13 protein-coding genes are annotated in these 11,933 nt (G+C 54.2%); 8 read left to right on the top strand and 5 right to left on the bottom strand.

Annotation, left to right across the window (positions count from 1 at the left end):
- Window positions 1-26: 26 nt before the first annotated feature.
- Window positions 27-302: a YfcL family protein gene (locus ACLJQD_RS16090; protein WP_000559749.1), complete on the top strand. Its 276-nt coding sequence runs from the start codon at window positions 27-29 to the stop codon at window positions 300-302.
- Window positions 303-353: 51 nt separating this feature from the next.
- Here the strand turns inward: ACLJQD_RS16090 and mnmC are convergent, their stop codons facing one another.
- Window positions 354-2,354 (bottom strand): bifunctional tRNA (5-methylaminomethyl-2-thiouridine)(34)-methyltransferase MnmD/FAD-dependent 5-carboxymethylaminomethyl-2-thiouridine(34) oxidoreductase MnmC, encoded by a 2,001-nt coding sequence (gene mnmC / locus ACLJQD_RS16085; protein WP_017441450.1) that lies wholly within the window; start codon window positions 2,352-2,354, stop codon window positions 354-356.
- A 159-nt stretch (window positions 2,355-2,513) separates the two neighbouring features.
- On the opposite strand from mnmC, the gene fabB reads away from it, so the two are divergent.
- On the top strand, window positions 2,514-3,728 hold the full coding sequence (gene fabB, locus ACLJQD_RS16080; RefSeq protein WP_000817161.1) for a beta-ketoacyl-ACP synthase I: 1,215 nt from the start codon (window positions 2,514-2,516) through the stop codon (window positions 3,726-3,728).
- A gap of 97 nt (window positions 3,729-3,825) precedes the next feature.
- Window positions 3,826-4,482, top strand: coding sequence for a CPBP family intramembrane glutamic endopeptidase (locus ACLJQD_RS16075; RefSeq protein ID WP_001142914.1), 657 nt, complete (start codon window positions 3,826-3,828; stop codon window positions 4,480-4,482).
- Window positions 4,483-4,548: 66 nt separating this feature from the next.
- Here ACLJQD_RS16075 and ACLJQD_RS16070 read toward each other — a convergent pair whose 3' ends face one another.
- The 3 genes from ACLJQD_RS16070 to ACLJQD_RS16060 form a co-directional block, all read right to left on the bottom strand.
- Window positions 4,549-5,067 (bottom strand): YbjP/YqhG family protein, encoded by a 519-nt coding sequence (locus tag ACLJQD_RS16070; RefSeq protein WP_017441451.1) that lies wholly within the window; start codon window positions 5,065-5,067, stop codon window positions 4,549-4,551.
- A complete protein-coding gene (locus tag ACLJQD_RS16065; RefSeq protein WP_017441452.1) occupies window positions 5,067-5,435 on the bottom strand; it encodes an NlpC/P60 family protein in 369 nt (122 codons plus the stop codon). Before ACLJQD_RS16065 ends, ACLJQD_RS16070 begins: the two co-directional genes overlap by 1 nt.
- 168 nt (window positions 5,436-5,603) lie before the next feature.
- Window positions 5,604-5,852 (bottom strand): transcriptional regulator, encoded by a 249-nt coding sequence (locus tag ACLJQD_RS16060; RefSeq protein WP_000433427.1) that lies wholly within the window; start codon window positions 5,850-5,852, stop codon window positions 5,604-5,606.
- A 172-nt stretch (window positions 5,853-6,024) separates the two neighbouring features.
- On the opposite strand from ACLJQD_RS16060, the gene ACLJQD_RS16055 reads away from it, so the two are divergent.
- Both ACLJQD_RS16055 and ACLJQD_RS16050 read left to right on the top strand, forming a co-directional pair.
- Window positions 6,025-6,399 (top strand): hypothetical protein, encoded by a 375-nt coding sequence (locus ACLJQD_RS16055; protein ID WP_001051266.1) that lies wholly within the window; start codon window positions 6,025-6,027, stop codon window positions 6,397-6,399.
- A 179-nt stretch (window positions 6,400-6,578) separates the two neighbouring features.
- A complete protein-coding gene (locus ACLJQD_RS16050) occupies window positions 6,579-7,757 on the top strand; it encodes an MFS transporter (RefSeq protein WP_000127731.1) in 1,179 nt (392 codons plus the stop codon).
- On the opposite strand, the gene flk is transcribed toward ACLJQD_RS16050, so the two are convergent.
- Complete coding sequence (gene flk, locus ACLJQD_RS16045; protein WP_017441453.1) at window positions 7,754-8,755, bottom strand: flagella biosynthesis regulator Flk; 1,002 nt, start codon at window positions 8,753-8,755, stop codon at window positions 7,754-7,756. The genes ACLJQD_RS16050 and flk overlap by 4 nt on opposite strands.
- Window positions 8,756-8,858: 103 nt before the next feature.
- On the opposite strand from flk, the gene pdxB reads away from it, so the two are divergent.
- From pdxB to truA, 3 genes are all read left to right on the top strand, one after another.
- Window positions 8,859-9,995, top strand: coding sequence for a 4-phosphoerythronate dehydrogenase PdxB (gene pdxB, locus ACLJQD_RS16040; protein WP_017441454.1), 1,137 nt, complete (start codon window positions 8,859-8,861; stop codon window positions 9,993-9,995).
- 67 nt (window positions 9,996-10,062) lie between these two features.
- Window positions 10,063-11,076 carry an aspartate-semialdehyde dehydrogenase gene (locus ACLJQD_RS16035; RefSeq protein ID WP_001289141.1) on the top strand — a complete coding sequence of 338 codons (1,014 nt, stop codon included), beginning with the start codon at window positions 10,063-10,065 and terminating at the stop codon, window positions 11,074-11,076.
- A complete protein-coding gene (gene truA, locus ACLJQD_RS16030) occupies window positions 11,076-11,888 on the top strand; it encodes a tRNA pseudouridine(38-40) synthase TruA (RefSeq protein WP_000016631.1) in 813 nt (270 codons plus the stop codon). Before ACLJQD_RS16035 ends, truA begins: the two co-directional genes overlap by 1 nt.
- Window positions 11,889-11,933 lie beyond the last annotated feature (45 nt).

Raw genomic sequence — 11,933 nt, 5'->3', positions numbered from 1 at the left:
CGCCACGTTTACAATGAGGAAAGAAGATGATCGCGGAGTTTGAATCACGCATTCTGGCATTAATTGACGATATGGTAGAGCACGCCAGCGACGATGAGCTTTTTGCCAGTGGATACCTGCGTGGCCACCTGACGTTAGCCATTGCCGAGCTGGAGAGCGGTGATGACCACTCCGTCGAGGCGGTCTATGCCAACGTTAGCCAAAGTCTGGAAAAAGCGATCGGCGCCGGTGAACTGTCGCCGCGCGATCAGGCGTTAGTCAAAGCGATGTGGGACAATTTGTTCGACAAGGCAAAACAATAACGCCGAGGGCCGGAAGGCGACGCTTGCCGCCTTCCGCTATTGACTGGCCCATTACTTCACCGCTTTTCCCTTCAATAACTTTCTCACCCATAACCGATTCGGATTTAACGCCGCCAGCGTACCGGCATCCAGTGGAATCGGCTCGTTACTCATCTGCGCCGCCAGAATTTCTGCGCATAATGGCGCTGAACACAAACCACGCGATCCCAGCGCGCCGAGCATAAATAAACCCGGATACACAGGCGCAGGCGCCGCCGACGTTTTATTATCGGCTAAATCGGCGTAATGCGTCAGCGTGGCATGGTAATCCGGGACATTGCCCACCATCGGCAGATGGTCGCGGGTGGCGCAACGCACGCCGCAACGGGCGCTGTTGCCGCTAACGTCAACCTCTGTGGCCCATTTCGCATCCGGAAAACAGTCAAGCAGACGCTGTCGGTTCTGACGCTGATCTTCTTCGCGCCAGACGGTGCTTTCGTCGCCCCGGTGATAGCTGGCGCCAATACAGTGCTGCTGATTATGCGGATTTTGCGGCGTCAGATAGCCGTCGTAGCATAACACCTGACGCAACGCCGAGAGGGCGGGGGTGGTGGGAATATGACTGACCTGCCCCCCGACGGCATAAACCGGCAGCGGCCGGGTCTGATCAAAACGGTTAATCTGATGGCCGTTCGCCAGAACGACGGTCTCATGGCTGGCGGTTTCACCTGACGCAAAGCGCAGTTGCCAGCGCGACTCCTGCGCAACGAGCGACGTGAGCGTATGGCGAAAGCGCGTTTGTAAACCCTGTTCGGTCGCCAGTGCGATGACTGCGCGAGTTAATTGTTCCGGGCACAGCCAGCCGCCTGCCGGATAGGTAATTCCTCCGCAGCGTGTCGTCACGCCAACCGCCTGTTTCGCCTCTTCGGCATTGAGCGCCGAGGCCAGTCCGGCGGGCAGCGCCAGGGACAGCATCTGGGCGATTTTCTGCTGGCTTTTCTCATCCCATCCGAGCTGCGTCACGCCGCACCAGTCATGATCAAAAGAGACGGGCAGGGCATCATACAGGCGACGGGCAAAGGTGAATGCGGTCGGGAAAAAGCGATTAATGGCGGCGTCATGTTTGCTAAGGAGCGGATAAAGCGCGCCCTGTCGATTACCGGAAGCGCCCTGGGCGGGCTGATCATCTGCGCAATAGAGCGTCACCTGCCAGCCGCGACGCAGTAACGCCAGTGATAACAGCGCGCTGGCGATGCCGCCGCCAATGATCGCCGTTTCACGTTTTTCGCTTCCGCTGCGGTAAAACCAGGGCGCGGAAAGGGCCGGCATGAGGTGTTGTTCCATCACTCCACAAAGCATCTCGCGTTTACGCCCGAAGCCTTTGCGTTTTTGCATGGTAAAACCGGCTTCCTGCAATCCCCGACGGACGAAACCCGCCGAGGTAAACGTCGCCAGCGTTGCGCCGGGCCGCGCCAGCCGCGCCATCGCGTTAAACAGGTTTGGCGTCCACATATCCGGATTTTTCGCCGGGGCAAAACCGTCGAGGAACCAGGCGTCGACTGTTTGATTCAGCGTGGCGTCCAGTTGGTCGGTCAGTTCATTAATATCGCCAAACCACAAATCCAGCGTCACCCGGCCCCGATCCAGCAATAGGCGGTGGCACCCCGGGAGCGGCAGCGGCCATTGCGCCTGCAGCTGCTCTGCCCAGGGCGCGAGCTCCGGCCAGTATTGGTGCGCCAGCGCCAGATCGTCGCGCGTTAACGGGAATTTCTCAAAACTGATGAAATGTAACCTTTGCAGCGTCGCCTGTGGGTGCGCAGAACGAAAGCTGTCAAACGCCTGCCACAGCGTCAGGAAGTTAAGTCCGGTGCCAAAACCGCTTTCCGCGACTATAAATAATGGATGTGAATGTACGGGAAATCGCTCCGCAAGACGATTGCCGCCAAGAAAAACGTAGCGTGTCTCTTCGAGTCCATTGTCATTAGAAAAATAGACATCATCAAAATCTCGGGAAACAGGTGTACCCTCAGCGTTAAATTCGAGTGTGGCGGGTTGTATGGCGTATTGTTTCACGTAAGTTACTCGTCTGACGGGCGGTATCGCGATCTTAACGATGTGTGCCTGATGGCGCAAATTTCCGTACTAAATGGCTGATCGGACTTGTTCGGCGTACAAGTGTACGCTATTGTGCCAATCGAAACTTAAAAATAGTGCGAATTACAGAGGTATTGAATGAAACGTGCAGTGATTACTGGCCTGGGCATCGTTTCCAGCATCGGTAATAACCAGCAGGAAGTCCTGGCATCTCTGCGTGAAGGACGTTCAGGGATCACTTTCTCTCAGGAGCTGAAGGACGCCGGCATGCGTAGCCAGGTATGGGGCAACGTAAAACTGGATACCACTGGCCTCATTGACCGCAAAGTCGTGCGCTTTATGAGCGACGCCTCCATCTATGCTTATCTGTCTATGGAGCAGGCAGTGGCCGACGCCGGTCTGGCGCCGGAAGTCTATCAGAATAACCCGCGTGTCGGCCTGATTGCAGGTTCCGGCGGCGGCTCCCCGAAATTCCAGGTCTTTGGCGCAGACGCCATGCGTAGCCCGCGTGGTCTGAAAGCCGTGGGCCCGTATGTGGTGACGAAAGCAATGGCATCCGGCGTTTCCGCCTGCCTCGCTACGCCGTTTAAAATTTATGGCGTGAACTACTCCATTAGCTCCGCTTGCGCGACCTCCGCACACTGTATCGGCAATGCGGTTGAACAGATCCAACTGGGCAAACAGGACATCGTTTTTGCTGGCGGCGGCGAAGAGCTGTGCTGGGAAATGGCCTGTGAGTTCGATGCGATGGGCGCACTGTCCACCAAATATAACGATACGCCTGAAAAAGCGTCCCGTACCTATGATGCGCACCGTGATGGGTTTGTCATCGCGGGCGGTGGCGGTATGGTTGTTGTCGAAGAGCTGGAACACGCTCTGGCGCGCGGCGCGCATATCTATGCGGAAATCGTCGGTTACGGCGCAACATCCGATGGCGCAGACATGGTTGCTCCGTCTGGTGAAGGCGCAGTACGTTGCATGCAGATGGCGATGCACGGCGTAGACACGCCGATCGACTACCTGAACTCTCACGGTACCTCTACTCCGGTAGGCGACGTGAAAGAACTCGGTGCAATCCGTGAAGTGTTTGGCGATAACAGCCCGGCAATTTCTGCAACCAAAGCGATGACCGGCCACTCGCTGGGTGCCGCAGGCGTGCAGGAAGCTATCTACTCTCTGCTGATGCTGGAGCACGGTTTTATCGCGCCGAGTATCAACATCGAAGAGCTGGATGAGCAGGCTGCGGGTCTGAACATCGTGACCGAAACGACCGAGCGTGAACTGACTACCGTAATGTCTAACAGCTTCGGTTTTGGCGGCACCAACGCCACGCTGGTGATGCGTAAGTTGTAAGCCTGACTATTACGTTGTAGTATCAATAATGAAACAGGTCGCTAATGCGACCTGTTTTTTCATTCAGGGAACAACAAATTATATGGATATTCTATAAATGCCAACTAATACATTAGATAAAATTAGGCATAGTTTGAGTTGTGTGGCTGTTTTATTTGGTTTGCTTGGCATTTTTGTTTTTGCCTCATTTTCGCCTTCCTATGCCTGGCTTTATTTGGGAGGTCTGGCTGCGCCTTTTATATATAGTATTGTTTTTGTCTATGCGATTGCCGCCTGGAGTATTTATTCAAAGTATTACCCGTTTTTATCATTGGGCCGCTTATCATTTGTGGAATGTTTTTTTCCGGCGCTGGCCCTGGTGTGCCTTACCGTTCTCTACAATGCTTTTAGTGGCCCGGAACCCTGGATGGCCGAGTTATCAAGGCAATTTTTTCTTCATAAATTTCTTAACACGCTGGCGATGTGCTTTCTGGCTCCTGTGGCGGAGGAAATTATATTCAGAGGGTTTTTATTAAACAGCAGTATCGGTTGGGGTCGGTACTCAAGAGTTTCCGGTATTATTATTACCTCACTCGCTTTTGCAATTATGCATACACAATATCTCTTTGCGGTGACTTTTGTTTATCTGTTTGTTTTTTCATCGATATTATGCGTTGTTCGAATGAGAAGCCGTGGGCTAATGATACCGATAATACTTCATATTTTAAATAATGCCTGGGTTATTTTCGGCTTACTGTTTTCAGCGACGGAATAAGCGCCTGATGCAAGAGGCGCTTTAACCTCTCCGGTACGAACAAGAGACCGATGGCGGTTCCCTTTTTTAATGCTTCTTATATTCCGGCGCGGCTTTCGCTGACCAGGCCTCAGCCTGGGTGATGGCGCCTGCGTCATAAATCGGCTGTTCATAACCCCTGTCAGCATCCCGAACGCGGTAAATTTTCCAGCGTCCCTCTTCCCAACGGGTATAAACTTCCAGGTGGATGGGCGTTGACTCTGTAGCCAACAGAACATCCACTTTTTCTCCGCCGAGGAAAGGGTGTGCCTTCCCAACCCGTAACTGTGGAATCCACTCTGGCGCATAGTCCTGCGCATACATAAAATAATCAGCCCCCACAATCTCCTGTTCATAAAGGGACTGTATTAGCGCCAGGCGATGAATAACCTCTTTAGCGACGTAACGTTGCATTAAGGCGGTGGTGTCGTCAGGGGGATTCACATCGTTCGTGAACGTCGTCATCCATGAGGTATAGAACTGCTTCACGGCCTGCGTACTGTCGTGATGAGGCGCAGAGCAACTACAAAGCAACAGGATAAGCGCGACAAGGGAGAACGTTTTCATTAATTCTTCCTGTAGATGGTATATGAGGGCCTGGCTGCCCGGTAGCCCGGGCCGGCCCACATATCGCGTTGTTTAAAATCTGAATACCACTCTGTGCCATCATATATCGCCATGTGACCGCTCGGGTTTCCGCCAGCGTAAGGTTGAATAATGATGACGTCACCCTCGCGCGGCATTTCATAGGTACCAATGGCGGTGAATCCGGCGCTTCTTAACATTGGGCCATAATCTTTCGCATGATACGTATGCCCCAGCGTGATACCGCCCGCCTGAATTGCCTTTCGGGTAAATTCCGCACACCGGCCTCGAGAATGAGAACCTGCATGCGTTTTGGCATAATTAACCGCCATTCTTTTATCCCAACTCATAATGATTCCTGTTAATAAAATACGTAATAGCAATGACGTAATGCTTTAACAGTATTTAATTCGGGAAGCATGACAAATAGTGCTATTACTATTTTCAATAGAATAAGTTTAAATATTTATTAATTGTTGAGATTGATAAGTTAGGGCCAATTTATTCAACATTAACTATTATTCTGCGATATCGGCATCATTTTTTATTTGCATATCGCCATAGCGCGACGGCCAGATCTCCTGCGGCGTGATGCCCAGCGCGTCCGCAATAATCCGTTCAGCTCTCGGCCAGGAACGGGTAAAGACATTGCGCAGTGAATCAGGTGATAAACCGGCCTGACGAGAAAGATCTCTGAGCGTAATACCTCTTTTTTCCAGTGCACTTTTAATATCTGCACGATGCCAGTCTTGGCTTTTTGGTTCCATTCTGTAATCCTAAGAAGATGTGTTATCGGCGCCGATATTTTTTAGATGAAAATTAGCGCATGGAAAAGGAAGTTACTTTCTTTTTCACGCTAAGAATAGTGCCAGAAAGAAAGCAAAATTTCGCGCAAAAGAAGAAATATTTTTATTTCATCAGGGGAAAGGAAAGAAACCGATGGCAAAGGAATGGTTCACGGTTAAGGAATGTCTTGGCTTACCGGGGTTTCCGGGAAGCGAGCCTGCGGTTCGCGAACGTTTGTATAAGTACAGCGAAGGGAAAGAGGGGGTCAGGCGTAAGCGTGTTAAATCAAAGGCCGAGGAGTTTCATATATCTGTTTTCCCTCTTTATGTTCATCGTTATCTTGACGACAGCGGAGAGGAACCGACGCCAGAACCCATTTCCTTACAGGAAGCGGAGCCTGAAGATATCTGGGAGATGATGTTCAGGTTACTGACGCCAGAACAGCGCAAGCAGGTGACCGGACGGTTTAAGGTGAGAGGAATGAAAGCGGTCTTTCCCTTTCTGTTTGATGACACGCCGCCACGTTGATAGCCTGGCTGCAATTTCAAGGTTGACAAGTTTCGCGTCTCACAGGCAGACTTCACTTTCTACATTATCCTTCCGATAATGCGTAAGCGTTTAACGTTATCCAACGCACCTTAATCCTGACGTTCAGGTAGAGGGGGGCGTGGCCTTTCCCCGCCTTACTCTGCATTCTGGAGTAATGCATGACAGCAGTTAGCCAAAAAACAACGACCCCGTCTGCGAATTTTTCGCTGTTCCGCATCGCCTTTGCGGTTTTCCTGACCTATATGACGGTCGGCCTGCCGTTACCCGTCATCCCGCTTTTTGTCCATCACGAACTGGGCTATAGCAATACGATGGTTGGGATCGCCGTGGGCATTCAGTTTTTTGCGACGGTACTGACGCGCGGCTATGCCGGACGGCTGGCGGATCAATATGGCGCTAAACGATCGGCGTTACAGGGGATGTTTGCCTGCGGGCTGGCGGGCGCCGCCTGGCTCCTGGCCGCGCTGTTGCCGGTTTCCGCGCCGGTAAAATTCGCGCTGCTTATTGTCGGGCGTTTGATCCTCGGATTTGGCGAAAGCCAGCTGCTGACCGGAACCCTGACCTGGGGACTGGGGCTGGTTGGCCCAACGCGTTCCGGTAAGGTGATGTCGTGGAACGGAATGGCGATTTACGGCGCGCTGGCGGCTGGTGCGCCGTTGGGCTTGCTGATCCATAGCCACTTTGGCTTCGCGGCGCTGGCGGGGACGACGATGGTTTTACCGCTGCTGGCCTGGGCATTCAACGGCACCGTGCGTAAAGTGCCTGCGTATACGGGGGAGCGACCTTCACTGTGGAGCGTGGTCGGGCTTATCTGGAAACCGGGCCTGGGCCTGGCATTGCAGGGCGTGGGCTTTGCCGTCATCGGTACGTTTATTTCACTTTATTTTGTCAGCAATGGCTGGACGATGGCGGGATTCACCCTGACCGCGTTTGGCGGTGCGTTTGTACTGATGCGCATGTTGTTCGGTTGGATGCCGGACCGCTTTGGCGGCGTGAAGGTCGCCGTTGTCTCATTGCTGGTTGAGACGGCAGGGCTGCTGCTCTTGTGGCTGGCGCCGACGGCCTGGATAGCGCTGGTAGGCGCGGCGCTCACCGGGGCAGGGTGTTCACTGATTTTCCCGGCGCTGGGCGTGGAGGTTGTGAAACGCGTACCTGCACAGGTACGCGGTACGGCGCTCGGCGGCTACGCCGCATTTCAGGATATTTCCTACGGCGTTACCGGCCCGCTGGCGGGCATGCTGGCCACGTCATGCGGCTATCCTTCCGTATTCCTCGCGGGAGCGATCTCCGCGGTGGTTGGCATCCTGGTGACGATATTATCGTTCCGGCGCGGTTAAGAAACCAGCCAGAAAAGCGCCAGTACAATTATTAGCGCGATAAACAACAGGCCTGGTCGCGCAGACAGATTTTTCACGGTTTCAATCATCGGCGCAAACGGGCGGTAGATGGGTTGAATAGAGAGCGGTTCAAGCTCATCCGCCTCCCGCTCTACGCGACGCAGGAAAATATGGTTAAGTAAATCCTGCACCTGGGCGGTGGTCAGCACCGTTTGCGGCTGAATTTGATAAGTGTGTTGGGCATACTCTTTGATCGTTGTGAGTTCGTCCGGTTCCAGCGGTTGTTTTAACGCAGCCTGCAGCGTATGTAGCGTAGGCGCGTGTTGTAGTGACAGCGTCTGCCGCGCCTGTAGCCATGTCGCCAGATGGGTAAACTGTTTTGCCGGAATGAGCTCGCCGCTTTTCACGCCGGAGAGTTCCAGCATTGATTGCCAGATAAGTTTGTTTGACTCGCCGGTCGCGGCCGCCAGCTTCGTCACCAACTGATTCAACGTATTATGTTCAGCAGGCAATAATGGCCGATCCGTTGCCGGACGTTGCTGCGGCTGCGGAATGGAAAGCTGCCCCTGTTGCAGGAGCGTCAGCACGTTTTTGAGTTGATCGGGCGTAAGCTGGCTAAGCGCGGTTTGACCGTATTGCTGACGGATAAAATCGCTGACGGCCTGACGATTATTCCCGACGCCAAGCAGCTCTGTTAGCTGTGAAAGTACCTGACGATTGGCGTGATTTTGCTGCGCTACGCCCAGACGCTGGGTAAGATTCTGTTCAGCGGCGGGGAAGTGGCGCGACAGTAGCGGCGCGTCATTTTTTATCCCCAGATCGTGTTTCATTCCGGCCCATACTTCCGCGCTTTGCTGCTGGGTCAGTGAAATCAGGCGCGTGATCAGCCTTTCCAGTACCGTACGCTGTTGCATGGAAAGCGGCTGCTCGCTCGCAGCGGAAAGAGGATTACGCCCTTCGCCTGGAGGCTGTGCAGGGGCGCCGGAGATGGGATGCATAATTAATTATCCTTTAACCATAAATCTGAGCAATATATGCCTGGCGGCCAGATTATGGCACACTTGTCCGGTTAACTCTCGTTCTCAAACAGGTACGACAGTCGTGAAAATTCTCGTTGATGAAAATATGCCTTACGCCCGCGAATTATTTAGCCGCCTGGGTGAGGTAAAGGCAGTGCCGGGTCGCCCGATCCCCGTTGAAGAATTGAACCATGCCGATGCGTTAATGGTGCGTTCGGTCACGAAAGTGAATGAATCGCTGCTGAGCGGCACGCCGATTAACTTCGTTGGTACTGCTACGGCAGGCACCGATCATGTGGATGAGGCATGGCTGAAGCAGGCGGGCATCGGTTTTTCAGCCGCGCCCGGCTGTAATGCTATCGCCGTGGTGGAGTATGTGTTTTCCGCGCTGTTGATGCTGGCCGAACGTGACGGCTTTTCGTTACGCGATCGCACTGTAGGGATTGTCGGCGTGGGTAACGTCGGAAGCCGACTACAGACCAGGCTTGAAGCGTTGGGTATCCGCACGTTGCTGTGCGATCCGCCACGCGCCGCACGCGGGGACGAGGGTGATTTTCGTACGCTGGATGAGCTGGTGCAGGAAGCGGATGTCCTGACTTTCCATACGCCGCTCTATAAAGACGGACCGTACAAAACGCTGCATCTGGCCGATGAGACGCTGATCCGTCGACTGAAACCCGGCGCCATTCTCATTAACGCCTGCCGCGGTCCGGTGGTGGATAACGCCGCGTTGCTGGCGCGACTTAATGCCGGGCAGCCGCTGAGCGTGGTGCTTGATGTGTGGGAGGGCGAACCGGATCTTAACGTCGCGCTACTGGAAGCCGTGGATATCGGCACGTCGCATATTGCCGGCTATACGCTGGAAGGCAAAGCGCGCGGCACCACCCAGGTCTTTGAGGCGTATAGCGCGTTTATCGGTCGCGAGCAGCGTGTCGCGCTGGAGACATTACTGCCTGCGCCTGAGTTTGGTCGTATTACGCTTCATGGCCCGCTGGATCAACCGACGCTGAAAAGACTGGCGCATTTGGTGTATGATGTGCGCCGCGACGATGCGCCACTGCGTAAAGTCGCTGGAATTCCGGGTGAATTTGATAAATTGCGTAAAAATTATCTTGAGCGCCGTGAATGGTCGTCTTTATACGTGATGTGTGACGACGAAACGGCAGCCGCCTTGCTGTGTAAGCTAGGTTTTAACGCTGTTCATCACCCGGCACATTAATGTCTTCTTAATGCTCCCTGTCGAATAATGCGACAGGGACGCTTATGTATTTCTGGAGTAAATCACCATGTCTGAAGGCTGGAACATTGCCATTCTGGGCGCAACGGGCGCCGTAGGCGAAGCCCTGCTTGAAACACTGGCTGAACGCCAGTTCCCGGTCGGTGAAATTTATGCGTTGGCGCGTCATGAAAGCGCGGGCGAGCACCTCCGTTTTGGTGGCAAGTCGGTCATTGTCCAGGATGCGGCGGACTTTGACTGGACGCAGGCGCAGTTGGCGTTTTTCGTTGCCGGCGCAGAGGCATCGGCTGCCTGGATAGACGACGCGACCAATGCAGGTTGCCTGGTGATAGATTCCAGCGGTCTGTTCGCGCTGGAGCCTGATGTGCCGCTGGTCGTGCCGGAAGTTAACCCGTATGTACTGGCGGATTACCGTAACCGTAACGTGATTGCGGTCGCCGATAGTCTGACCAGTCAACTGCTGGCGGCGCTCAAGCCGTTAATCGATCAGGGGGGACTGTCGCGCATCGCCGTCACCAGTATGTTATCAGCGTCCGCACAGGGGAAAAAAGCGGTCGATGCGCTGGCTGGACAGAGTGCGAAGCTGCTTAACGGCATACCGATTGATGAAGATGATTTCTTTGGCCGCCAGTTAGCGTTCAATATGCTGCCGCTGCTGCCGGATCGGGAAGGCAGCGTGCGCCAGGAACGTCGTATCGTCGATGAAGTGCGTAAAATTTTGCAGGACGATGGCGTGATGATCTCCGCCAGTGTCGTGCAGTCGCCGGTGTTCTATGGCCATGCGCAGATGGTGAGCTTTGAAGCGCTCCGTCCGCTGGCGGCGGAAGAGGCGCGCGAGGCGTTTTCCCGCGGTGAAGATATCGTACTGTCAGAAGAGACGGATTACCCGACGCAGGTGGGCGACGCTTCCGGCAATCCACAGCTCTCTATTGGCTGTGTGCATAATGATTACGGTATGCCGGAACAAATTCAGTTCTGGTCAGTGGCGGACAACGTGCGTTTCGGCGGCGCGCTGATGGCCGTTAAAATTGCGGAGAAGCTGGTGCAGGAGTATCTGTACTGATGTCCGGACAGCAATCATCGCCGGTCTATAAAATTGCGCTGGGTATTGAGTACGACGGCAGCAAGTATTATGGCTGGCAGCGTCAGAATGAAGTGCGCAGCGTGCAGGAAAAGCTGGAAAAAGCGCTCTCGCAGGTGGCAAATGAACCTATTAACGTGTTCTGCGCCGGGCGCACCGATGCCGGCGTTCACGGCACCGGGCAGGTTGTCCATTTCGAAACGACCGCATTGCGCAAAGATGCGGCATGGACGCTGGGGGTAAATGCGAATTTGCCTGGTGACATTGCCGTGCGTTGGGTGAAAACTGTACCGGATGATTTTCACGCGCGATTTAGCGCTACGGCTCGCCGTTATCGCTATATCATCTACAATCATCGACTGCGTCCTGCGGTATTAGCAAAAGGCGTGACGCATTACTATGAGCCGCTGGATGCAGAGCGGATGCATCGCGCGGCGCAGTGTCTGCTTGGCGAAAATGATTTTACCTCGTTTCGTGCGGTGCAGTGCCAGTCGCGCACGCCGTGGCGTAATGTGATGCACATCAACGTTACTCGCCACGGCCCTTATGTGGTGGTCGATATCAAAGCGAATGCCTTTGTTCATCATATGGTCAGGAATATTGTCGGCAGCCTGCTGGAAGTAGGCGCTCACAACCAGCCGGAGAGCTGGATCGCAGAGCTGTTAGCGGCCAGGGACAGAACGCTGGCGGCGGCAACGGCGAAGGCGGAAGGGCTATATTTGGTTGCGGTGGATTACCCTGACCGGTTTGACCTTCCAAAACCGCCAATGGGCCCGCTATTTCTGGCGGACTAATCCGAATCGTACACCCGAAACGTGTCGGGTAGAAAGGCAAAGACA

It is taken from the genome of Salmonella sp. SAL04214 (genome assembly GCF_046550615.1).
Classification (GTDB): domain Bacteria; phylum Pseudomonadota; class Gammaproteobacteria; order Enterobacterales; family Enterobacteriaceae; genus Salmonella; species Salmonella enterica.
Note: the sequence above shows the minus strand (reverse complement) of the source record. Positions and strands in the feature narration are given on the sequence as shown.